The following is a 22,320-nucleotide window of genomic DNA, read 5'->3' on the forward strand; positions in this document are numbered from 1 at the left end:
CAGGTAATCGATTTCATTTGGCCGGATGAATTGCACCTGTGTCAGGACAAATATAGAATTAGCGCCTCTTATATTTAGCAAATGATTATCCATGAAGTTCCCCGGCCAACGTAAAACGAAACATTATTTCCCCGTCACTGAAAGAGATCCGTTAGTGGCGCTCAATATGCCAAATCACTCATTAACTTTTACTCACGTTATTGGTATGGATCAGGTTTTGGTCGATATTGAAGCAACGGTGTCCGATGAATTAATAAAAAAATATGACTTAAGTGTCGGGCATTCATTGGTTATTGATGATGCTAAGGCCGAGAAGTTGTATCTTGAATTAGTTGAACAAAATTTAATTACTGATCAGTTTGCCGGTGGAACGATTGGAAATACCTTGCATAATTATTCTGTATTAGCTGATGCCCGTTCTACATTATTAGGTGTCATGAGTGAAAATATTCGTATTGGCAGTTATGGATACCAATATTTATCGAATACCTCCAGTCGTGTTGATCTGAATTATCTCCAGGGGGTGGATGGACCCATTGGACGCTGTTTCACACTTATTTCCGATGATGGAGAGAGAACATTTGCAATAAATGAAGGACGGATGAATCAGTTGCATTGGGAAAATATACCGGAGGATATATTTAAAAATGCATCAGCATTAGTTCTGAGTGCTTATTTGTTACGTTGTAAAGATGGCGATCCTATGCCAGATTCCGCAATGAAGGCTATTGAATATGCAAAAAATAATGATATTCCAATTGTTTTAACGTTAGGCACTAAATTTGTAATAGAGCAAAATGTTTCTTTCTGGCAGTCTTTTATACGTGAACATATAACTGTTGTCGCGATGAATGAAGATGAAGGATATGCATTGACCGGGATTTCTGATCCGTTATTAGCTGCAAATAAAGCATTAGACTGGGTGGATTTGGTTTTATGTACTGCTGGCCCTATTGGTTTATTTATGGCAGGTTATACGGATAATAATGCAAAAAGAGAAACAACCCGTCCTTTATTACCAGGTTCTATTTCTGAATTTAATCAATATGAATTCAGTCGTCCTATGAAAAAAGAAAATTGTGCTCAGCCATTAAGAGTGTATTCACATATTTCTCCGTATATGGGGGGACCGGAAACAATTAAAAATACGAATGGTGCAGGAGATGCAGCGTTAGCAGCACTTTTACATGATATGGCGGCGAATGGTTTTCACAAAGTAAATGTCCCGAATTCAAAGAAACACAATTATGAATGTTTAACTTATTCGTCATTTTCTCAGGTATGTAAATATGCTAATAGGGCCAGTTTTGAAGTATTAGCTCAGAATTCGCCCCGGTTGTCGAGAGGATTACCGGAAAGAGAAGACAGTTTGGAAGAGTCTTATTGGGACAGATAATGAGAAATAAAAAAACAGGCACCATTTGGTGCCTGTTTTTTTAAGATATCTGCACAATTAAATGGCAAAATCTTCCAAAGAACGGCCTTCATCAAGTGCTTTCTGTATTACAGAAGGCGTACGACCCTGACCTGTCCATGTTTTTTCCTGACCACTTTCATCTACATATTTATATTTTGCAGGACGTGGTTGTCTTTTTGTTTTTGTTTTTGTTTTAACTTCACCAGAAAGTGCTGAAATTAAAGCATCAACATCGATACCATCTTTAGCTATTTGATCCGCGATAGCTGCAAGTTTTGCTTCCTGAGCTTCACGTTCGGCTTTCTCTTGTTCTTCAACTTCTTTTCTTTCTTCAACAACAAGCGTTAATTTTTCCAGAGCTTCTTCTAATTGTTGAAGGGTTAAATCTCGGGCATATGCGCGTAGGCTGCGAATATTCAATAATGTTTTAGTTAGTTCAGACATTTCAAAATCCCACTAAAAGAATATAAATACATTTATAAGAATAAAACTGTATTACTAATAATACAATATAGAGCAATTAATTAATATATCAGAATGTAGAATAAATTTAATTAATAGTAAATAAATATTACGTTATATAAATACAAATTACATATTGATGACTTTATATAATTGAATATTTATTCATAAATAATGACTTAAAATGAATTAATGTGCTGGATGAGATTAAAAAAGTAGTTATTTATGTTGAAAAAATGGATTTAAACCGTAAAATAACGCGCTCCTGGCTTGGGTGCGATATATCAAAGTATAAATTGGTATATGACACCTTACGTAGAGGCGCAATTTAAATCAGTAAGTACAGATAGGGTGATACCGTCATGCTGTATTGAAAGGTTATCTTGCCGAAGTGAGTTTGTATATCAAAACAATTCGCTGGGGTTGTATTCGAAAGGAACAACACTGCCATAGTCGAGAATATAAATAGAAACTATGGAGCGCTACTGTGGGTTGGGTGAAGTGTTCACTTCCCTGTCACTTAGTTCAACAATTGCAAACAGTTTGAGTTGTAATGTTCTGCAGTAGATCTCTTCCCATATTAATACTTGGTGATTGAAGATCATGAATTTAATTGATTTTAGTTCCTCTCCGATATCAATAATTCCGCCGGTAATCGCGTTAAGTCTAGCTATTATTACCCGTAAAGTTTTATTGTCGTTGGGTGTGGGCATTGTTTTAGGTGCTTTATTATTAACAGATTTTTCTATATTTAACGCTTTTATTTATATAAAAGATCAGGTTCTTTCTATCTTTATTGAAGATGGGGGAATTAATAGCTGGAATATGAGTATTGTCGGATTCCTTATATTGTTGGGTATGATGACGGCGATACTAACCTTATCTGGTGGTACAAAAGCATTTGCTGACTGGGCACAGGCCCGGGTTAAAGGGAAAATCGGCTCACAACTTCTTGCCGCGTTCCTCGGCGTTTTCATTTTTGTCGATGATTATTTTAATAGTCTTGCTGTTGGCTCTATTGCCCGTCCGGTAACAGATCGTTTTAATGTGTCTCGCTCTAAACTTGCTTATATTCTGGATTCAACGGCCGCACCAATGTGCGTCATTATGCCGGCTTCCAGCTGGGGGGCTTATATAATGACTATCGTGGGTGGGATTCTTGTCACTCATGGTATTACAGACTACAGTCCTTTGGGGGCGTATGTGCGTCTGATACCAATGAATTTCTATGCCATTTTCGCCTTGTTAATGGTATTTGCCGTCGTTATTTTCAGGCTGGATATCGGTGTGATGAAGGCTCACGAGCATGATATGACACATCAGGATAGTGACAATTCTGCCGTGGATTTGATGGATGAACTGAACATTAAAGAAAGCGAGAATGGTAAAGTCTCGGATTTAATTATGCCGATTGTGATTCTGATTATCGCAACGATATGTTCAATGTTGTATACCGGTAATGAAGCACTTAAAGCGGATGGGTTGGAATTTAATCTGTTGGGTGCGTTTGAAAATACCGATGTTGGTATGTCATTAATTTATGGCGGTATTGCGGGGGTAGTTTCAGCGCTTTATTCCGTTGTCAGACAAAAAATCGTAGCTAAACAAACAGTATCAGCGCTATGGTTGGGCGCCCGTTCAATGTTTGGTGCTATTTTAATTCTGATTTTTGCATGGACAATTGGTTCAACCATTAAAGATATTAAAACGGGCGCTTACCTTGCGTCTCTTGTTCAAAGTAATATTGATGTGCATTGGTTACCCGCGTTACTGTTTATTTTATCCGGGCTTATGGCTTTTGCGACAGGTACGTCATGGGGTACGTTTGGTATCATGTTGCCGATAGCTGGTGATATTGCTGCATCGACAGAAATTGCTTTAATGTTGCCAATGTTAGGTGCGGTGCTGGCAGGTTCAGTCTTCGGTGACCACTGTTCTCCGATTTCGGATACAACAATTCTGTCGTCTACAGGAGCAAGATGTCATCATATTGATCATGTGTCTACTCAGTTGCCTTATGCGTTGGCAGTTGCACTTGTGTCTGTTGTCGGATATGTGGTTTTAGGTCTGACGGATTCGACATTTATGTCTTTTTCTGCAGCGTCGGTTGCGTTTGTGGTTATTTGTTCCGGTATGTCAAAATTAAGTGGTGCGAAGCAGGTACAGCCCGATTTAGCATAATATTTTGTAATTCAATGAATTAAAAGAGAGGCATTGTCTCTCTTTTTTCTTTGCATGATATAAAATAAAAAAATGAAATTTAAGCTTGAAAATTATGTATTTCTTAGTGTAAGGTGAATCCAACACAACGAAATGAGTTAAATTAGTATGCGCCTTTTTGAAATTACTTTTCATCACCATCATCATCCCTAATCGTCTTTCGGGGAGATGAGCGCATACCCGGGAGACAGATACTCCCGGAGGTTAACATCTAAAGAATTTGTTAAAACCCTCGGGAGCTTGGCTCCCGAGGGTTTTTTCTTTTTCGCCTGACAAACAAAACAGAATTTACAAAATAAAGGAATAATGTAATGCCAACACAACGACTAAGAATTGCAATACAAAAAAAAGGTCGCTTAAGTAAAGAATGCATGACTCTGCTAAAACAGTGTGGAGTGAAATTTAATGTCATGGGCGAGCGTCTGGTTGTGCACTCGCTGAATATGCCAATCGATTTACTACTGGTTAGGGATGACGATATTCCCGGATTGATTATGGATGGTGTTGTGGATCTTGGCTTCATTGGCGAAAATGAACTCGAAGAAGTTCGTTTAAACCGTGCTGTTCAGAAAGTTCAGAACGATTTCATTACCCTTCGCCGTCTTGATTTTGGTGGTTGCCACTTATCAATCGCTGTGGATAAGGAAAAACAGTATAACGGCCCTGAAGATTTGAAAGGCATGCGTATTGCGACAACGTATCCACATATTCTTAAATCTTACATGGATCGTCGTGATATCCCCTTCACAACGTGTATGTTGACCGGTTCTGTTGAAGTTGCTCCCCGTGCCGGACTGGCCGATGCCATTGCGGATTTGGTGTCAACGGGTGCAACGCTGGAAGCAAATGGCCTGAAAGAAGTGGAGGTGATATTTGAATCGAAAGCGACGTTGATCCAGCGTACCGGTGAGTTTGAGTCAGATAAAGCGGATCTAATTGAAAGACTGCTGACCCGTATGAACGGAGTTCAACAGGCGAAAGAATCAAAATATATCATGCTGCACGCTCCTGTTGAGAAACTTCAGGAAATCAAAGAATTATTACCGGGAGCAGAAGATCCGACAGTCCTTCCTCTTTCTGCTGACAAATCTCGTATGGCGGTACATCTGGTCAGTTCTGAGAATTTGTTCTGGGAAACCATGGAACAGCTTAAAGCATTGGGTGCCAGCTCTATTCTGGTTTTACCAATTGAGAAAATGATGGAGTAGGGAAATGAGAACAGTTGCATGGCAATCGTTAAGTAAAGAACAACAAACTTCAATTCTGGAACGGCCTGCCGTGACAGAAGGCGCCAATATCAAAGCGGCCGTCTCAGACGTTATTGCAAAAGTTCAAAGTGAAGGGGACAGTGCTCTTCGCGAGCTGACTGCAAAATTCGATAAGGTTGAAACCTCTTCTATCCGGGTGTCCGGTGAGGAAATTGACGCCGCCTGTGACCGGCTGTCTGCGGAAATGAAGGCGGCTTTAGAGCAGGCATATACAAATATCAGTAAATTTCATAAAGCTCAGAAACCTCAGCTAGTAAAAGTTGAAACTATGCCGGGTGTTGTTTGCGAGCAGGTTACCCGGCCTGTTAATACTGTCGGTTTATACATTCCCGGTGGTAGCGCTCCGTTACCATCCACTGTTTTGATGCTGGGTGTGCCGGCTCAGATTGCCGGCTGCCGCAAAGTGGTATTGTGTTCGCCTCCTCCCATCGCAGATGAGATTTTATATGTAGCCAGGCTATGTAAAATTGATGAAGTTTATAATGTCGGTGGCGGTCAGGCTATTGCTGCAATGGCCTATGGCACTGAAACTGTTGCCAAAGTAGACAAAATATTTGGCCCGGGTAATGCCTATGTGACGGAAGCGAAACGTCAGGTAAGCAATGATTTTCGTGGTGCGGCAATCGATATGCCCGCTGGCCCTTCCGAAGTGATGGTGATTGCGGATGAAACGGCAGAACCGGCGTTTATTGCGGCAGATCTTCTTAGTCAGGCCGAACATGGTCCCGATTCTCAGGTTGTTCTTGTTACACCGTCACCAGTAATTGCAGATCAAGTCACCGAAGAAGTGACATCTCAGTTGGCTCTGCTTTCCCGTGCTGAGATTGCTGAAAAAGCACTTTCTTCAAGCCTGATTATTGTCGCTGAGTCATTAACTCAAGCCGTTTCAATTTCAAATTATTATGGCCCTGAGCACCTTATTGTTCAGACCCGTGAGCCAAGAGAACTGTTACCTTTACTGGATAATGCCGGCTCTATTTTTCTGGGTAACTGGTCACCTGAATCGGCCGGTGATTACGCTTCCGGTACAAACCATGTTTTACCGACTTATGGTTACACAAGAACATATTCCAGTTTAGGGCTTGCTGATTTCTGTAAGCGTATGACCGTTCAGGAATTAACGTCTGACGGCTTGAAATTACTGGCTCCAACGGTTGTCACCATGGCGGAAGCGGAAGGGTTGGATGCGCATAAAAGGGCAGTCACTCTTCGTGTTGAAAAGTTAGCCGAAGGGAAGTAAGAATCATGGAAAAACTAGCAAGAAAACAAGTTCAGCAATTGACACCTTATCTGTCAGCACGCCGAATAGGTGGAACTGGTGATATCTGGCTAAATGCCAATGAATCCCCTTATTCGAATGAATATTCTCCGGCATTGAATGAATTAAACCGCTATCCGGAATGTCAGCCTGAAGAACTTATTACGGCTTATGCTTCTTATGCCGGAGTGTCTGCTGATCAGGTGATTGCTACAAGGGGAGCAGATGAGGGTATTGAATTACTGATACGTGCCTATTGTGAACCGGGTGAAGATGCCATTCTGTATTGTCCGCCGACTTACGGTATGTATGCTATCAGCGCGGAAACCATTGGGGTTGAACGTAAAACAGTGCCACTGACTGATGACTGGCAGCTGGATTTGGCGGCGATTCGTCAGAGCCTTGATAGCGTGAAAGTCATTTTTGTTTGCAGTCCGAACAATCCGACCGGTAATCTGGTTGATCAGCAGGATATTAAAACGTTATTAGAAATGACTCAGAATAAGGCCATTGTGGTGATTGATGAAGCGTACATTGATTTTTCTCCGGAGTCTTCCGTGTCAGAATTGATTCGTTCTTATCCGAATCTGGCTATTTTAAGAACGCTGTCAAAAGCGTTTGCACTGGCAGGGCTTCGTTGCGGTTTTACTTTAGCCAATCAGGAAATCATTGGTGTGCTCATGAAAGTGATCGCGCCATATCCGATCCCTAAGCCGGTTGCGGAAATTGCATCCGAAGCATTGTCTGAAGCCGGAAGGGCCCGGACTAAACGTCAGGTTCTTGATCTTAATGCGAATAAGGCTTATCTACAGGCCGGATTGTCTATTTTGGATGGTGTGACGGTTTTTGATGGCTGGGGTAATTTTCTATTGGTGAAGTTCCCTGCTGGTGATGCTGTTTTTAAAGCCGCCTGGAATGAGGGGATTATTCTGAGAAATTCTCCGGTCGAAGATTGCATTCGTATCAGTGTCGGTAGCCGGGAAGAGTGTGAAAGAACGCTCAGTTTCCTGCGTAGTTATTTAGAATCATAGTGACTCAGTTAAAAAAGGATTTATTCCGTGAGCAAGCAACAGAAAATATTATTTATCGATCGGGACGGAACGTTAATCGTTGAGCCACCCATCGATTTTCAGGTTGACCGTCTTGATAAACTTAAACTGGAGCCGTTCGTTATTCCGAGTTTGCTTACTTTGCAGGAAGCCGGGTATCGTTTAGTGATGGTGACGAATCAGGATGGTTTAGGAACGGACAGTTATCCTCAGCATGATTTTGATGCTCCGCATAATATGATGATGGAAATATTTGAATCTCAGGGCGTCATATTTGATGATGTTTTAATCTGTCCTCATTTCGATCATGAGGATTGCACCTGTCGCAAACCAAAACTTGGTTTAGTTAAAGATTATTTGCAGCAGGGGAAAGTGGATTTTCAACAGTCGGCAGTGATCGGTGACAGACCTACTGATATGCAGCTGGCTGAAAATATGGCGGTTAAAGGGATTCAGTATAATCCTGACACAATGTCATGGCCTGCGATTGTTAAGTTATTAACCACACGGCCAAGAATCTCAAAAGTCGAGAGAAAAACGAAAGAAACGGATATATCGGTTTTTGTTAATCTGGATGAAACCGGTGGAAATTCAATTGAAACAGGAATCGGCTTTTTTGATCATATGCTCGATCAGATCGCCACACATGGCAGGTTTCAGTTAAAGCTGTCAGTGAAAGGGGATCTACACATCGATGACCACCATACCATCGAAGATACTGCACTGGCACTGGGGCAGGCAATCAAAGAAGCGTTGGGTGATAAACGTGGCATTGGCCGGTTTGGTTTTACCTTACCTATGGATGAATGTCTGGCGCAGTGTGCGCTTGATATCTCCGGTCGGCCTTATTTCAAATTTGATGCGAAGTTTAGCCGGGAAGACGTTGGTGATTTTTCTACGGAGATGGTTTATCACTTCTTCCGTTCTCTGACCGATACAATGGCCTGTACGCTACATCTTTCTTCTACGGGTGTGAATGATCATCATATCATAGAAAGTTTGTTTAAAGCGTTTGGACGAACTTTACGTCAGGCAATTAAAGTCGAGGGGAATGAGCTTCCCAGTAGTAAAGGAGTACTCTAATGACTGATCAGAAAGTGGTAATTATAGATACCGGTTGTGCCAATGTTTCTTCTGTCCGGTTTGCTATTCAACGCCTTGGTTATGATGTCACGATATCTAAGGATCCTGAGGTGGTCTTGAGTGCAGATAAGCTTTTTCTGCCGGGAGTCGGAACCGCCAGTGAGGCAATGAAGAATCTGAAAGAGCGCAATCTGATTGAGTTGGTAAAAAAAGTTGATAAGCCGGTATTGGGTATTTGTCTGGGAATGCAGTTGCTGGGTACACTTTCTGAAGAGAAGGGCCGGAAAGCCAACGAAATTGTGGATTGTTTAGGTCTTTGTGATGGCGAAGTCCGTTTGATGGAAACCGGAGAATTACCGTTACCGCACATGGGGTGGAATACAGTTTCTGCAACTGCTGGTAATCCGCTTTTTAGAGGCATTGAAGAGGGCGAATATTTTTATTTTGTCCATAGCTTTGCAATGCCTGTTGGTGATTATACGATTGCTCAATGTGATTATGGCAACCCGTTTACGGCAGCGGTTCAGAGTGGTAACTACTACGGCGTTCAGTTTCATCCTGAACGTTCCAGCAAAGCAGGCGCGAAGCTGCTGAAAAACTTTTTAGAGCTATAACACAAGGAAAGCGTTGTGATAATTCCAGCATTAGATTTAATTGATGGTCAGGTGGTCCGGTTATTTCAGGGTGATTATGGTCAGGTAACTGAATATAAAGTGAACCCGTCAGAACAATTTAATCTTTATCATCAGGCCGGTGCAAACTGGTTACATTTGGTTGATTTAACAGGTGCAAAAGATACATCGGCAAGGCAGTTATCTTTGATTAAAACCTTGTTAGAAAGTACTCCGGCCAATATTCAGATTGGTGGAGGAGTGAGAACGGAACAGGACGTTGCTGATCTGCTTGAAGCCGGTGCTGAGAGGGTTGTTGTCGGTTCAACAGCAGTTAAGAGTCCGGATTTGGTCAAATCGTGGTTCACGAAATTTGGCGCAGAGCATATCGTTCTGGCGCTTGATGTCAATATCGATGCAAACGGCGTAAAAAAAGTGGCAGTGTCAGGGTGGCAGGAAGATTCAGGTGTCACGATAGAAACATTGATTGATGACTTTTTAACGGTAGGTCTGAAACATGTTCTTTGCACCGATATTTCCCGGGATGGCACACTTGCCGGTTCAAATGTCGGACTTTATGTTGATCTTTGTAAACAATACCCACAAATTTCATTTCAGTCTTCTGGTGGTATCGGGAGTCTTGAAGATATTGAGGCATTAAAGGGAACAGGCGTTGCCGGTGTCATTGTCGGTCGGGCTCTATTAGATGGTAAATTCACAGCAGAGGAGGCATTCGAATGTTGGCAAAGCGAATAATCCCGTGTCTTGATGTAAGAGATGGTCAGGTTGTTAAAGGGGTACAATTTCGGAATCATGAGATCATCGGTGATATTGTTCCTCTGGCTAAACGGTATGCCGAAGAGGGTGCCGATGAGTTAGTTTTTTATGATATTACGGCATCGAGTGATGGCCGTGTTGTCGATAAAAGCTGGGTGGCTAAAGTCGCCGAAGTCATTGATATTCCATTTTGTGTCGCAGGTGGTATTAAATCGGCAGAAGACGCTGCGCGTATTTTAGAATTTGGTGCCGATAAAGTGTCGATTAATTCCCCGGCACTGGCTAATCCGGAGCTGATTACTGACCTGGCCGATCGTTTCGGAGTACAGTGCATTGTCGTCGGAATCGATTCCTATTTTGATAAAGAAACCGGGAAATATCAGGTATATCAGTTTACGGGTGATGAAGAACGGACTAAGGCAACAAGCTGGGAAACCCGCGATTGGGTTCAGGAAGTACAGAAACGAGGCGCAGGCGAAATTGTATTGAATATGATGAATCAGGATGGTGTTCGCAACGGGTATGATATCGAACAGCTGAATATGGTCCGTGATGTTTGCTGTGTCCCATTGATTGCTTCTGGTGGTGCCGGTGCAATGGAACATTTTTCAGAAGCATTTATAAAAGCAAATGTTGATGGTGCTCTGGCTGCATCTGTTTTTCATAAACAAATCATTAATATTGGCGAATTAAAAGCCTATTTAAGAACACAAGGTATCGGAGTAAGAAAATGAGTGAAATAGCACAACCCTTAGAAACCCTGAGTAGTCGTATTGACTGGGCAAAAGTTGACGGGTTGGTTCCTGCCATTATTCAGGATTTCACTTCGAGTCAGGTCCTGATGATGGGATATATGGATAAAGACGCACTGGCTAAAACGATTGATACAGGCAAAGTAACGTTTTTCTCCCGTACCAAACAACGGTTATGGACCAAAGGTGAGACTTCAGGCAATGTTTTACATTTGAAAAACATCTCATTAGATTGTGACCAAGATACGTTATTGGTCAAAGTCAATGCTGTTGGCCCTACTTGCCATAAAGGGACAACAACCTGTTGGGATGGTGATAAGCAGGAAGAGTCTCAAATGGTGTGGCTTCATCAGCTTGAAACTCTTCTGGGAGAACGTAAACAATCCGATCCAGAGACCTCATATACTGCCAGTTTATATGCCCGCGGTACAAAACGTATCTCGCAAAAGGTTGGCGAAGAGGGCGTTGAGGTTGCGCTTGCGGCAACGGCGGGTGACAAAGAGGAACTGATTTGTGAATCAGCTGACCTGATTTATCACCTGCTTGTGCTTCTGAACGATCAGGAGCTTTCCGTTAGTGATGTTGTCAATAAACTAAAAGAAAGACATAAATAATACGATAGTCTGACTGTTACTGAGTTTATGTTATGAGACAGTCTCCTGTTATGGGAGGCTGATTTCTTTCCACTCTCCCGGTTCTAAATCGTTCAGCGAAATATTTCCGATTGACGCTCTTATCAGTCGTAGTGTCGGAAAGCCGATATGAGCTGTCATACGTCTGACTTGTCTGTTCCGCCCTTCAATGATCGTAATCGCTAACCATGTTGTAGGAATGGTTGCCCTGAATCTTACCGGAGGGTTTCTGGGCCATATATCAGGTTGGGGAATGATTTTAATTTGAGCCGGAAGTGTCATCCCGTCTTTTAGTTCAACACCGGAGCGTAATTTTTCTAAATCTTCTTCGCTTGGATCGCCTTCAACCTGAACCCAGTACGTTTTGGGTGATTTCGATCCTGGCTGAGTTAACTGAGCCTGAAGAGAACCATCATTGGTCAGAACCATTAATCCTTCACTATCCCGGTCGAGTCTTCCGGCAGCGTATACTTCTTTTACTGGGATAAAATCAGCAAGAGTCTGGCGTCCTTCTCCATCTGTAAACTGACTTAGAGTGTCGAACGGTTTGTTAAAAATAATGACTTTTCTTTGTTCCAGGTGGATAGCGTTATTACGGTTAGAGCGTCTCCGGTTTGAATTGTGCTTTTTTAGGCGGGATTTTTGATTACGGCTTCTTGTGCTGGAGAGCCGTGATTGGTTATGAGTTCGTTTGCCAAGGCGGCTAGCCATGTTAACGTCCTTACGATTTTGTAAATGTGATGAATGAAAAAGTTTTCTAAGTTGTTTTAATGGGCTACAATCTAAAATCTCAGAATGTGTCATATAATAAAAAACAACGCAAACTTAAAGTCGCACTAATTATAATCAATCTGGTTGCCTATATGATAGGGAATTCATGTTTTTTGGTGAATTAAGTATCAAAAATCTCATTAAGATAATGATTTGTGTGATTTTTTTAGAAAATACGCGTACACTTTGGCCTTCATCTCGCACGACCTCGTGTGACATACAATGCATCAAGTATTGGGCAATAGATGATTGCCAGATAAAATAGGGAAATTTTATGTCTACAAATAAGCCTACTATTATTTATACAATTACCGATGAGGCTCCTGCACTAGCAACGCATTCCTTGCTTCCGATTATCAAGTCTTTTACTAAATCCTCAGGCATTGCTGTGGAGACGCGTGATATTTCACTGGCGGGGCGTATCATTGCTAACTTTCCAGATTATCTGACTGAAAATCAGCAAATTGGTGATGCACTAAGTGAATTAGGTGAACTGGCACAGACTCCAGACGCAAATATTATTAAATTACCTAATATTTCTGCTTCCATTCCGCAATTACGGGCTGCGATCAAAGAACTTCAGTCAAAAGGGTATGCTTTACCGGATTATCCGGATGAACCGAAAGATGAAAAGGAATCGGCGATAAAAGCAACTTATGACCGAATTAAAGGCAGTGCTGTTAATCCGGTTTTGCGAGAGGGTAACTCTGATCGACGAGCTCCTGCGTCAGTGAAAGATTATGCGAAAACAAATCCGCATTCTATGGGGGCCTGGAGCAAAACTTCCAAGTCTCATGTTGCCAGTATGCAGGGACATGACTTTTTTGGCAGCGAAAAATCGCTGACAACGGATGGTGAGAAAAATATTGCTATTACGTTTGTGGGTTCAAATGGTACAGAAACAACGCTGAAACCAGAATTCAAATTGTTGGATAAGGAAATTATCGATACATCCGTAATGAGCAAATCGGCGCTGGTGAATTTTTATCGTCAGGAAATTGAAGATGCAAAATCTCAGGATGTTTTGTTCTCTCTTCACCTCAAAGCAACCATGATGAAGGTCTCCGATCCAGTCATCTTTGGTTATGCCGTAAAAGAGTACTACAAAGACGTATTTGAAAAGCACAAGGCGGTATTTGACGATTTAGGCGTTGATGCGAATAATGGCATCGGTGATGTTTACGCAAAAATTGCTTCTCTGTCCGATGTCCAGAAAAAAGAAATTGAAGCGGATATTGCGGCTGTTTATGAGCACAACCCGAAACTGGCAATGGTTGATTCCGACAAAGGAATAACCAATTTACATGTGCCGAGTGACGTTATTGTCGATGCCTCTATGCCTGCAATGATTAGAACTTCTGGTCAAATGTGGGGACCGGATGGTCAGCAGCATGATACAAAAGCCGTGATTCCTGATCGTTGTTATGCTGGTGTTTATCAGGCCGTGATCGATTTTTGTAAGGAACATGGTGCTTTTGATCCAACAACAATGGGGACGGTTCCTAATGTTGGTCTGATGGCACAGAAAGCAGAAGAATATGGTTCTCATGATAAGACGTTTGTTATGTCAGCTCAAGGCGTAGTGAACGTGGTTGATGTTGAATCCGGTGACATTCTCTTACAACAACCAGTTGAAGAGGGCGACCTATTCCGTATGTGTCAGGTAAAAGATGCACCGATCCAGGATTGGATAAAGCTTGCTGTTACCCGTTCCCGGTTGAGTCAGACTCCTGCTGTTTTCTGGCTTGATGAAAACAGAGCTCATGATGTCGAGCTGATTAAAAAAGTGAAAACGTATCTTCCGGAACACGATACTTCCGGGTTGGAGATTAAGATTCTTTCACCGGTTGAGGCAACAAAATACTCACTTGAAAGATGTAAAGCTGGACAGGATACGATTTCTGTTACCGGTAATGTTTTGCGTGATTATCTGACGGATTTATTCCCAATTTTGGAACTTGGAACCTCAGCAAAAATGCTTTCCATTGTTCCTCTTATGAATGGTGGTGGTCTATTTGAAACTGGGGCCGGTGGTTCAGCGCCAAAACATGTCAGTCAGGTTGTGAAAGAAAACCATCTGCGTTGGGACTCTTTGGGCGAATTTTTGGCTCTGGCTGCATCTCTTGAGCATTTAAGCCTTGTTACCGGAAATGAGAAAGCAAAAGTGCTGGCGGAAACTTTGGATAAAGCAACCGGTGAATTTTTGCATAATAATAAGTCTCCTTCCCGTAAAGTCGGGGATATCGATAATCGGGGAAGCCATTTCTATCTTGCTATGTATTGGGCTAAGGCTTTGGCAGAGCAGACTCAGGATAAAGCGCTTGCGGCTGAGTTCGCACCGGTAAGTAAAGCATTATCTGAGAATGAAGCTCAAATTATGAATGAGTTAAATAGCATTCAGGGGCAAGCGGCCGATTTGGGTGGGTATTATTTACCTGAACTTAGTCTCGTTTCTAAACTGATGAGGCCCAGTGAATCACTGAATTCGATTATTTCCGGTCTTTAATTGCAATAAAACCCGCCATTGGCGGGTTTTGTCTCACTGTGAATACGTCGACGTATAAAATGGTTCAGCCGGGTACGAATTCAAGACATTATTTCGCCTGTTGTGCTTCGATCGGAACGACCGAACTGGCGTGATAGCCTTTTGGGCCTTGCTCGACTTCGTAAGAAACCACCTGGCCTGCTTTCAGAGTACGATATCCGTCCATTTGAATAGTGGAATAGTGTGCAAAGATATCCCCATCTTCTCCCTCCGGACATATGAAGCCAAATCCTTTAGCGTTATTAAACCATTTTACTGTACCTGTAGCCATGCTATACATCCCTCATGCATTTAGTTTACTGGAAATAGTATTGACCGCGAAACGGAAATGTTTGTTTACAAATTTGTTTCGATTCTGTGAATAATATCAGTAACTCGTTACTAAAAATCACTCACTAATCAACCAATTTAGCGGTTTATTAAGCACAGTCAATAGTAAAAACGTATAAATATGCTAATGATTGCAACAAATCGGTATTGTGTTTACATTTCTGTAACTAAAAGATAGGGTATTTGTGAGGGGGCGCTTTTCACGATATTAATCTGACAAACTTATTGAACTAAATGGCAATCTTTTATTTGCAGCGATACAATTGCTGCATTAGTCTCTAAGTAAGAGATGTTTTTCTCTGAACGAACGATTATGGTAACAGTTGGCGCAGTCTACCTGGTTTGTTGAGAATATTTCAAACTTATAATTAGAAGGAAAACTCTCTAAGAAAAGTCGGCCATTATGAGTAAACATTTTGAATGGGTGACTCCAGACTCAGATTTACTGGAGAAAGAAAAAACAGCTGTACAACCACCAGCAATGTATAACGTGTTATTGCTAAATGATGATTACACTCCGATGGATTTTGTTATTGATGTGCTGCAACGGTTTTTTACGATGGATATCGAAAAAGCAACGCAAACGATGTTAGCAGTTCATTATGAGGGTAAAGCAGTGTGTGGAACATTTACGGCTGAAGTCGCTGAGACCAAAGTTGCGCAGGTAACGATGTATTCTCGGGAAAACGAACACCCGTTGTTATGTACGATGGAACGAGCTTAAATCTTGCCAGAACGATACATTGATCGTTCCTTGAGGAGGTCACAATGCTTAACAAAGAATTAGAGTCCAGTTTGAATGGTGCGTTTGCCCGAGCCAGAGATAAACGACATGAATATATGACCGTTGAACACCTCCTGCTTGCATTATTGGATAATGATGCAGCTAAGGATGCGTTAGTCGCATGCGGTGCAAATCTTGATGACCTTCGGGGTGAATTAAATGTTTTTATTGATCAGACAACTCCTCTTATACCTGAAAATGATGAAACTCGTGAAACACAACCAACATTAAGTTTTCAGAGAGTACTGCAGAGAGCGGTGTTTCATGTCCAGTCTTCAGGCAGGAGCGAAGTGAGTGGAGCAAATGTGTTAGTCGCTATTTTTAGTGAGCAGGAATCACAAGCTGCGTTTCTTCTGAAAAAACATGATGTCAGCCGCCTTGATATCGTTAATTTTATTTCCCATGGAATTACAAAGCTTTCTGATTCCGGTGATGGTGATTCATCATCGGATGCTTTTGGTGAATCTCCGGAAGAAACCAATACCGAAGATCGCTTAGATAACTTTGCTGCAAATTTAAATCATCAGGCTGCACAGGGTAAGATCGATCCACTGATTGGTAGGGATGCTGAATTAGAACGCACCATTCAGGTTCTCTGCCGTCGTCGTAAAAATAATCCATTACTTGTTGGTGAAGCCGGGGTTGGGAAAACGGCGATTGCGGAAGGTCTTGCCTGGCGAATTGTTCAGGGACAGGTTCCGGATGTCATTAAGAACAGTGTGATTTATTCGCTGGATATTGGTTCATTATTAGCCGGAACTAAGTATCGGGGAGATTTTGAAAAGCGTTTTAAAAATATTTTGAAACAGTTAGAACGTGAAGATGATGCGATTCTGTTTATAGATGAGATTCACACTATTATTGGTGCCGGAGCGGCATCGGGTGGTCAGGTTGATGCCGCTAATCTGATTAAGCCATTATTAAGTAGTGGGCAGCTACGTTGTATTGGTTCGACCACATATCAGGAATATAATAATATTTTTGAAAAAGAACGGGCGTTATCCAGACGTTTCCAGAAAATTGATGTTGTTGAACCATCCATTGATGATACAACAAAAATTCTGATGGGGCTGAAACCGAAATATGAAGCGCATCACGATGTTCGTTATACCAAAGAAGCCTTAAGAGCGGCGGTTGAGTTATCGGCGAAATACATCAATGAAAGACATTTACCGGATAAGGCCATTGATGTTATTGATGAAGCTGGTGCCAGAGCTCGTCTTGTTCCGGTGAGCCGCCGTAAAAAAACGGTTAGTGTTGGTGATATTGAGGCCATGGTAGCCAAAATTGCCCGTATTCCGGAAAAATCTTTGTCAGCCAGTGATAAAGATGTGTTACAGAATCTGGATGATAAGATGAAAATGTTGGTCTTTGGTCAGGATCAGGCCATTGATGTTTTGACTGAAGCGATTAAATTATCGCGGGCCGGGTTGGGTGCAGAGAACAAGCCTGTTGGCTCGTTTTTGTTTGCCGGTCCGACAGGTGTCGGTAAAACAGAAGTGACGGTTCAGCTATCGAAACTAATGGGCATAGAGCTGCTTCGGTTTGATATGTCGGAATATGGTGAGCGTCATTCGGTGAGTCGCTTGATCGGAGCGCCTCCGGGTTATGTCGGTTTTGATCAGGGAGGACTGTTGACGGATGCGGTGATAAAACATCCTCATTCCGTGGTTTTGCTGGATGAAATTGAAAAAGCGCATCCAGATATTTTTAATCTGCTATTACAGGTCATGGATAATGGTACTCTAACTGATAATAACGGACGAAAAGCGGACTTCCGCAATGTCATTTTAGTGATGACCACCAATGCGGGTGTTCAGGAAACCGTGAAAAAATCCATCGGGCTTATCCAGCAGGATCACAGCCATGATGCAATGGCTGTAATTAAGAAAGTCTTTACCCCTGAATTTCGTAATCGGTTAGATAATATCATTTGGTTCAGTAGTTTAGATGAAGAAGTTATCCATCAGGTTGTGGACAAATTTATTGTTGAATTACAGGTTCAGCTTGATGCCAGAGGGGTTTCACTCGAAGTCGATCAGGCAGCCAGAGACTGGCTTGCAGTCAAAGGGTACGATAAGACGATGGGGGCTCGTCCAATGGCCCGGGCCATACAGGAGCAGGTTAAGAAACCTCTCGCCAATGAACTTCTGTTCGGTTCTCTGGTTGATGGCGGAACAGTGAAAGTATCTTTAGACAAAGGGAATGATAAATTGTCTTTTGTTTGTGTGGGTAGAAAAGAAGAAGCTATTCACTAAGTCACTTCTCTGGAATAAACAGGAACAAAAAACGGAGCATATGCTCCGTTTTTTGTTGAGATATTCTCGGGATATTAACGAGCACGGAAGACGATGCGACCTTTAGAAAGATCGTAAGGAGTCATCTCTACAGTCACTTTGTCTCCAGTAAGAATACGGATATAATTTTTACGCATTTTTCCTGAAATGTGTGCTGTCACTACGTGACCGTTTTCTAATTCAACTCGAAACATGGTATTCGGTAAAGTATCAAGGACAGTTCCCTGCATTTCAATTACGTCTTCTTTAGCCATTTAATCCTCTTTAGAAAATGTGGCGGAAATGACGACCCATAAGTGTCGCCAAAAACGAGATTAGTAAAGTTGGCCCGTATTTTACCCTCGCCAAAGCTGATTTACTAGCCTTTGATGAGGGTGAAATCGAACTTTATAGTTCATTGCCGGACAAGAGTCTATCTGATAACCGAGATATAGCCATTGTTTTTGTGCCAATTTGCAGTATTCAATCTGAAAAATTGCTGCGACAGTTCCCAGAGATAAAGAATTTTCCGGGTCGAAAAAAGTATAAAATGCACTGGCACAATCAGGTAATACGTCCATCACAGCAATCGCGATAAGTTTATCCTCGTCGTAGATATGAAGATAATTGACTTGAAGCCAGGGACAGGATGCAAAATGTTCAAATTCCTTTTTATCCGGAGGATACATTGAGCCGGTATTATGTCGCTTTGCGATATAATCGGCGTACAGAGAAAACCATTCGCTATCAAGTCTGTCTTTTAATTCAAATCGCAAATGCCTGGATTTGTTTATCACCCGTCTCTGACTGCGAGATGGAATAAAATTCATGACATCAACTCGTAGTGCCTGACATTGTGAGCAATGCTTACAATATGGCTTATAAATAGTGGCTCCACTTCGGCGAAATCCATTGGCTAACAGAATTTCATAATTCTCTGCGGTTTGCATTTTAGGGTCGATTGCTACCGCAACACGCTCTTTTTGTCCATCTAGATAACTACAGGGGTGCTCTTTTGTTAGTCCTATCTGAATGCTCTGCATATTAAGATCTTTTTAGTCTTCTGGTTGAGTTAGCCATTGAGCTGAAAAACATGAGGAAGTGACTTGCTCATTTTTACAAATAGTCAGGGTTGATAAAAAACGCTCTCTGCTCATTTCAGTTGCTCCCAATGATTTTAAGTGAGGGTTTATCACCTGACAATCAATCAGTCTTCCTCCATTGGCAGCAAAATGATGACAGAAAAACCATAATCCGATTTTAGAAGCATTTGATTCCAGCGAAAACATGGACTCACCACAAAATAGTGAACCGATCAGGACACCGTATAACCCCCCTACCAGAGTACTATCGTGCCATACTTCAACGGAATGCACATATCCTTGTTTATGTAATGTTTTATATGCCGTTCTCATATCCTGATTAAGCCAGGTTTCTTCTTGTGTCCGGGTTGAGGCACAAAAATCTATGACAGAGTCTGCATCTTTATTAATACTGACCAAAAATTGTGTCTTTCTCTGGAATTTTTTAACACTCTTCGCGGGTTTGTATGTCATAGGTTTAAATACGGCACGTGGTGCCGGACTCCACCATAAGATGGGTTCGTTTGGCCCATACCAGGGAAAGATGCCATGTTGATAAGCATAAAGAATCCTTTCCGGTTGCAGGTCGCCACCAAAAGCGAGTAGTCCGTTTGGCTCATCAAGTGCGTCAAAGGGCGATGGGAAATTCACACATTCTGGACTAAGCTCAGTTAAATAAATTGTCATATACGGAGAAATTCATGCGTTGGGTTGTATTGATATTAAGTTTTTTACCCTTTTTTGCCAATGCAGGTTATCAGAGAAATGTTGCAAGACCTGTCGACAAAGTAGTATTCGGAACAGTGGACTCTGTTCGCTATTTTAATAGCACAGAGATTGAATATGCAAAAAATAATGGTCTGAAAACATTTTTGGGGGCGGTTGCCGGTGGTGTGATTGGACATCAGTTTGGAGGTGGTCGGGGAAAAGGACTGGCGACGATTGTCGGAACCGTTGCCGGTGCTGCTGTGACAAATCATTATGTAAGCCAACCGTATGAAATGCATGATGAAGGTGTTGATTTGCTAATCAGAACTAAGGACGGACAGTTAATCGATGTTATCCAGGATGTTGACCGACAGATGATTTTTCTCCGTAATGATAAAGTCAGAATCCTGTATTTTAAAGATGGTGTTCGGGTAGATAAAGACTATTAATTCCGATAAAAGTGCTAATTAGATCTAGAGAAACCCCCAAAATTTCGTTAGTCTCACCATACGAAGAATTATTCGCCTTACTCTCTGGAAAAGTAGGGCGTCAAGGATTAATCACATTAGATGGAAAGCCTAACGTTACCGCCTGTTAAATCAATTAATGGAGAGGTGAACCTGCCTGGTTCAAAAAGTGTATCAAACCGAGCTTTGTTACTGGCTGCTCTTGCAGTCGGTAAAACAACATTAACAAATCTGCTGGACAGCGATGATATCAGACACATGCTGAATGCCCTGAAGAAACTAGGTGTTCAGTACACATTATCTGAGGATAAAACGGTTTGTGAAGTAGAAGGATTAGGTCATCCATTCTTGTCAAAAGAATCACTGGAACTGTTTCTTGGAAATGCCGGAACGGCAATGAGGCCGCTTGCTGCCGCATTGACTTTGTCAGAAGGTGAATTTGTTTTGACGGGGGAACCCCGTATGAAAGAACGCCCAATTGGCCATTTGGTTGACGCGTTACGTCAGTCAGGTGCTGATATCGAATATCTGGAGAACAGCGGTTTTCCTCCGTTGAAGATCAAAGGGACAGGCTTAAATGGTGGACGGGTTGAAATCGATGGTTCGATATCAAGTCAGTTTTTAACAGCTTTTTTAATGGCAGCCCCACTGGCATCGGAAGATATAACGATTTCAATCGTTGGTGATTTGGTTTCTAAGCCCTATATCGATATTACGCTTGATATCATGCAAAAATTCGGTGTAACGGTAAGTAATCACGATTATAAAGAATTTGTTATTACGGCTGGCCAGCAATATCAGTCTCCGGGGAAATTATTGGTAGAAGGTGATGCATCTTCAGCCTCTTATTTTTTAGCCGCTGCTGCGATTAAAGGTGGAGAAGTTAAAGTCACCGGGATTGGCAAAAACAGCATTCAGGGTGATATCCGGTTTGCTGATGCATTAGCTGAAATGGGCGCTGAAATAGAATGGGCGGACGATTATGTTATTGCCCGTAGAGGCGTGTTAAAAGCCATTGATATGGACTTTAATCATATCCCGGATGCTGCGATGACAATTGCGACTGCGGCCTTGTTTGCGGATGGAACAACAACCATACGAAATGTCTATAACTGGCGTGTGAAAGAGACGGATCGATTAGCGGCTATGGCTACTGAGTTGCGTAAAGTTGGGGCTACGGTTGAAGAAGGGGAAGATTATATAGTTATTACCCCTCCTGAGCAGTTTGTGCATGCTACCATTGATACTTATGATGATCACCGGATGGCGATGTGTTTTTCATTGGTTGCATTGAGTAATACACCGGTAACAATTAATGATCCGAAATGTACCTCTAAAACATTTCCGGACTATTTTGACAGGCTTGCCCGGCTAAGTCTGAGTTAGCCTGTGTTACTAGTAAAAACCGGGTGGCGTCAATGTTGCCCGGTTAACTTAGTTTAGCGTGTACTCTTTTGATAATGCATGAGCTAAGTACTTGTAAAGGTTGAAGGCTGTCGTCGTTTGGGCTGTTGGTAAACCGGCCGGATCCAGAAAATAGTCGCCTTTAAAAATGAGGAAATTATTGCTCTCGGAAACGTCGGTAACTTTCATTCCTTCTATGTATTGTTCGTGTTCAGAAAGTGTTTTATTTGCAATATTTAGCAGTTCATCTTTGTGAATGTGTTTTAGATCACTCATAACTGTTCTCCTCTATAATTATTGCAACGATTTTATTGATATATGCTGTGATATCAATAGCAGTTAAGTAAAATAGTTATGGTTTATTTGACATTTATAATGAATTTTGTCCCATAATGCACACCACCTTCTCTTTGTATTCAATATG

The 22,320-nt window shown here is 41.9% G+C and carries 21 protein-coding genes, 1 pseudogene, 1 riboswitch and 1 other annotated feature; of the genes and pseudogenes, 15 read left to right on the forward strand and 7 right to left on the reverse strand.

Annotated elements, in window-relative coordinates; translation table 11 throughout:
* The first annotated feature begins 91 nt into the window (after positions 1 to 91).
* Positions 92 to 1,396, forward strand: coding sequence for an inosine/guanosine kinase (locus tag LRQ06_RS20570; RefSeq protein WP_232768900.1), 1,305 nt, complete (start codon positions 92 to 94; stop codon positions 1,394 to 1,396).
* A 57-nt stretch (positions 1,397 to 1,453) separates the two neighbouring features.
* On the opposite strand, the gene LRQ06_RS20575 is transcribed toward LRQ06_RS20570, so the two are convergent.
* Positions 1,454 to 1,861 carry an H-NS family histone-like protein gene (locus LRQ06_RS20575; protein WP_232768901.1) on the reverse strand — a complete coding sequence of 136 codons (408 nt, stop codon included), beginning with the start codon at positions 1,859 to 1,861 and terminating at the stop codon, positions 1,454 to 1,456.
* A gap of 326 nt (positions 1,862 to 2,187) precedes the next feature.
* A riboswitch (Lysine riboswitch) is annotated at positions 2,188 to 2,372 on the forward strand.
* A 110-nt stretch (positions 2,373 to 2,482) separates the two neighbouring features.
* Between LRQ06_RS20575 and LRQ06_RS20580 the strand changes: the two genes are divergently transcribed.
* From LRQ06_RS20580 to hisIE, 9 genes are all read left to right on the forward strand, one after another.
* Positions 2,483 to 4,060 (forward strand): Na+/H+ antiporter NhaC family protein, encoded by a 1,578-nt coding sequence (locus LRQ06_RS20580; protein WP_232768902.1) that lies wholly within the window; start codon positions 2,483 to 2,485, stop codon positions 4,058 to 4,060.
* A 170-nt stretch (positions 4,061 to 4,230) separates the two neighbouring features.
* Positions 4,231 to 4,362: a sequence feature (His leader region), on the forward strand.
* Between the two features lie 48 nt (positions 4,363 to 4,410).
* Positions 4,411 to 5,307: an ATP phosphoribosyltransferase gene (gene hisG / locus LRQ06_RS20585; protein ID WP_232768903.1), complete on the forward strand. Its 897-nt coding sequence runs from the start codon at positions 4,411 to 4,413 to the stop codon at positions 5,305 to 5,307.
* 4 nt (positions 5,308 to 5,311) lie between these two features.
* Positions 5,312 to 6,607: a histidinol dehydrogenase gene (gene hisD / locus LRQ06_RS20590; RefSeq protein WP_232768904.1), complete on the forward strand. Its 1,296-nt coding sequence runs from the start codon at positions 5,312 to 5,314 to the stop codon at positions 6,605 to 6,607.
* Positions 6,608 to 6,612: 5 nt separating this feature from the next.
* Positions 6,613 to 7,656: a histidinol-phosphate transaminase gene (gene hisC / locus LRQ06_RS20595; RefSeq protein WP_232768905.1), complete on the forward strand. Its 1,044-nt coding sequence runs from the start codon at positions 6,613 to 6,615 to the stop codon at positions 7,654 to 7,656.
* 27 nt (positions 7,657 to 7,683) lie between these two features.
* On the forward strand, positions 7,684 to 8,757 hold the full coding sequence (gene hisB, locus LRQ06_RS20600) for a bifunctional histidinol-phosphatase/imidazoleglycerol-phosphate dehydratase HisB (protein WP_232768906.1): 1,074 nt from the start codon (positions 7,684 to 7,686) through the stop codon (positions 8,755 to 8,757).
* Entirely contained in the window at positions 8,757 to 9,371 is a 615-nt protein-coding gene (gene hisH, locus LRQ06_RS20605; RefSeq protein WP_232768907.1) for an imidazole glycerol phosphate synthase subunit HisH, read from the forward strand. The genes hisB and hisH overlap by 1 nt, the downstream gene beginning before the upstream one ends.
* 15 nt (positions 9,372 to 9,386) lie before the next feature.
* Positions 9,387 to 10,124, forward strand: a complete 738-nt coding sequence (gene hisA / locus LRQ06_RS20610) for a 1-(5-phosphoribosyl)-5-[(5-phosphoribosylamino)methylideneamino]imidazole-4-carboxamide isomerase (RefSeq protein ID WP_232768908.1) — start codon at positions 9,387 to 9,389, stop codon at positions 10,122 to 10,124.
* Positions 10,106 to 10,879, forward strand: a complete 774-nt coding sequence (gene hisF / locus LRQ06_RS20615; RefSeq protein ID WP_232768909.1) for an imidazole glycerol phosphate synthase subunit HisF — start codon at positions 10,106 to 10,108, stop codon at positions 10,877 to 10,879. Before hisA ends, hisF begins: the two co-directional genes overlap by 19 nt.
* Positions 10,876 to 11,511: a bifunctional phosphoribosyl-AMP cyclohydrolase/phosphoribosyl-ATP diphosphatase HisIE gene (hisIE, locus tag LRQ06_RS20620; protein WP_232768910.1), complete on the forward strand. Its 636-nt coding sequence runs from the start codon at positions 10,876 to 10,878 to the stop codon at positions 11,509 to 11,511. The genes hisF and hisIE overlap by 4 nt, the downstream gene beginning before the upstream one ends.
* Positions 11,512 to 11,559: 48 nt before the next feature.
* Here hisIE and LRQ06_RS20625 read toward each other — a convergent pair.
* Positions 11,560 to 12,108: pseudogene (locus LRQ06_RS20625) on the reverse strand (pseudouridine synthase); the annotation flags it as partial.
* Positions 12,109 to 12,574: 466 nt separating this feature from the next.
* Here LRQ06_RS20625 and LRQ06_RS20630 point away from each other — a divergent pair.
* A complete protein-coding gene (locus tag LRQ06_RS20630) occupies positions 12,575 to 14,806 on the forward strand; it encodes an NADP-dependent isocitrate dehydrogenase (protein WP_232768912.1) in 2,232 nt (743 codons plus the stop codon).
* 88 nt (positions 14,807 to 14,894) lie between these two features.
* On the opposite strand, the gene cspD is transcribed toward LRQ06_RS20630, so the two are convergent.
* The gene (gene cspD, locus LRQ06_RS20635; protein ID WP_232768913.1) at positions 14,895 to 15,116 is read right to left on the reverse strand and encodes a cold shock domain-containing protein CspD; all 222 of its coding nucleotides are present in this window, start codon (positions 15,114 to 15,116) and stop codon (positions 14,895 to 14,897) included.
* 462 nt (positions 15,117 to 15,578) lie between these two features.
* Between cspD and clpS the strand changes: the two genes are divergently transcribed.
* Together clpS and clpA are read left to right on the forward strand one after the other, a co-directional pair.
* Entirely contained in the window at positions 15,579 to 15,899 is a 321-nt protein-coding gene (clpS, locus tag LRQ06_RS20640) for an ATP-dependent Clp protease adapter ClpS (protein ID WP_232768914.1), read from the forward strand.
* 44 nt (positions 15,900 to 15,943) lie between these two features.
* Positions 15,944 to 18,217: an ATP-dependent Clp protease ATP-binding subunit ClpA gene (gene clpA / locus LRQ06_RS20645; protein ID WP_232768915.1), complete on the forward strand. Its 2,274-nt coding sequence runs from the start codon at positions 15,944 to 15,946 to the stop codon at positions 18,215 to 18,217.
* Between the two features lie 74 nt (positions 18,218 to 18,291).
* Here clpA and infA read toward each other — a convergent pair whose 3' ends face one another.
* From infA to aat, 3 genes are all read right to left on the reverse strand, one after another.
* Complete coding sequence (gene infA / locus LRQ06_RS20650) at positions 18,292 to 18,510, reverse strand: translation initiation factor IF-1 (RefSeq protein WP_001040192.1); 219 nt, start codon at positions 18,508 to 18,510, stop codon at positions 18,292 to 18,294.
* Positions 18,511 to 18,591: 81 nt separating this feature from the next.
* Positions 18,592 to 19,278 carry an arginyltransferase gene (locus LRQ06_RS20655; RefSeq protein WP_232768916.1) on the reverse strand — a complete coding sequence of 229 codons (687 nt, stop codon included), beginning with the start codon at positions 19,276 to 19,278 and terminating at the stop codon, positions 18,592 to 18,594.
* A 12-nt stretch (positions 19,279 to 19,290) separates the two neighbouring features.
* Positions 19,291 to 20,004, reverse strand: a complete 714-nt coding sequence (aat, locus tag LRQ06_RS20660; RefSeq protein ID WP_232768917.1) for a leucyl/phenylalanyl-tRNA--protein transferase — start codon at positions 20,002 to 20,004, stop codon at positions 19,291 to 19,293.
* A 14-nt stretch (positions 20,005 to 20,018) separates the two neighbouring features.
* On the opposite strand from aat, the gene LRQ06_RS20665 reads away from it, so the two are divergent.
* Both LRQ06_RS20665 and aroA read left to right on the forward strand, forming a co-directional pair.
* Positions 20,019 to 20,474: an outer membrane lipoprotein gene (locus LRQ06_RS20665; RefSeq protein WP_232768918.1), complete on the forward strand. Its 456-nt coding sequence runs from the start codon at positions 20,019 to 20,021 to the stop codon at positions 20,472 to 20,474.
* Positions 20,475 to 20,594: 120 nt separating this feature from the next.
* Entirely contained in the window at positions 20,595 to 21,878 is a 1,284-nt protein-coding gene (gene aroA, locus LRQ06_RS20670; RefSeq protein WP_232768919.1) for a 3-phosphoshikimate 1-carboxyvinyltransferase, read from the forward strand.
* Between the two features lie 48 nt (positions 21,879 to 21,926).
* Here aroA and LRQ06_RS20675 read toward each other — a convergent pair whose 3' ends face one another.
* A complete protein-coding gene (locus tag LRQ06_RS20675; protein WP_232768920.1) occupies positions 21,927 to 22,172 on the reverse strand; it encodes a DUF2498 family protein in 246 nt (81 codons plus the stop codon).
* Positions 22,173 to 22,320: the final 148 nt, after the last annotated feature.

Origin of the sequence: Vibrio salinus, assembly GCF_021272385.1 — a bacterium.
GTDB classification, from domain to species: Bacteria; Pseudomonadota; Gammaproteobacteria; order Enterobacterales; family Vibrionaceae; genus Vibrio; species Vibrio salinus.

Coding starts and splice junctions, on each gene's coding strand:
- LRQ06_RS20570 (WP_232768900.1), top strand. CDS start 92: ATGAAGTTCCCCGGCCAACGTAAAACGAAACATTATTTCCCCGTCACT.
- LRQ06_RS20575 (WP_232768901.1), bottom strand. CDS start 1,861: ATGTCTGAACTAACTAAAACATTATTGAATATTCGCAGCCTACGCGCA.
- LRQ06_RS20580 (WP_232768902.1), top strand. CDS start 2,483: ATGAATTTAATTGATTTTAGTTCCTCTCCGATATCAATAATTCCGCCG.
- hisG (WP_232768903.1), top strand. CDS start 4,411: ATGCCAACACAACGACTAAGAATTGCAATACAAAAAAAAGGTCGCTTA.
- hisD (WP_232768904.1), top strand. CDS start 5,312: ATGAGAACAGTTGCATGGCAATCGTTAAGTAAAGAACAACAAACTTCA.
- hisC (WP_232768905.1), top strand. CDS start 6,613: ATGGAAAAACTAGCAAGAAAACAAGTTCAGCAATTGACACCTTATCTG.
- hisH (WP_232768907.1), top strand. CDS start 8,757: ATGACTGATCAGAAAGTGGTAATTATAGATACCGGTTGTGCCAATGTT.
- hisF (WP_232768909.1), top strand. CDS start 10,106: ATGTTGGCAAAGCGAATAATCCCGTGTCTTGATGTAAGAGATGGTCAG.
- hisIE (WP_232768910.1), top strand. CDS start 10,876: ATGAGTGAAATAGCACAACCCTTAGAAACCCTGAGTAGTCGTATTGAC.
- LRQ06_RS20630 (WP_232768912.1), top strand. CDS start 12,575: ATGTCTACAAATAAGCCTACTATTATTTATACAATTACCGATGAGGCT.
- cspD (WP_232768913.1), bottom strand. CDS start 15,116: ATGGCTACAGGTACAGTAAAATGGTTTAATAACGCTAAAGGATTTGGC.
- clpS (WP_232768914.1), top strand. CDS start 15,579: ATGAGTAAACATTTTGAATGGGTGACTCCAGACTCAGATTTACTGGAG.
- clpA (WP_232768915.1), top strand. CDS start 15,944: ATGCTTAACAAAGAATTAGAGTCCAGTTTGAATGGTGCGTTTGCCCGA.
- infA (WP_001040192.1), bottom strand. CDS start 18,510: ATGGCTAAAGAAGACGTAATTGAAATGCAGGGAACTGTCCTTGATACT.
- LRQ06_RS20655 (WP_232768916.1), bottom strand. CDS start 19,278: ATGCAGAGCATTCAGATAGGACTAACAAAAGAGCACCCCTGTAGTTAT.
- aat (WP_232768917.1), bottom strand. CDS start 20,004: ATGACAATTTATTTAACTGAGCTTAGTCCAGAATGTGTGAATTTCCCA.
- LRQ06_RS20665 (WP_232768918.1), top strand. CDS start 20,019: ATGCGTTGGGTTGTATTGATATTAAGTTTTTTACCCTTTTTTGCCAAT.
- aroA (WP_232768919.1), top strand. CDS start 20,595: ATGGAAAGCCTAACGTTACCGCCTGTTAAATCAATTAATGGAGAGGTG.
- LRQ06_RS20675 (WP_232768920.1), bottom strand. CDS start 22,172: ATGAGTGATCTAAAACACATTCACAAAGATGAACTGCTAAATATTGCA.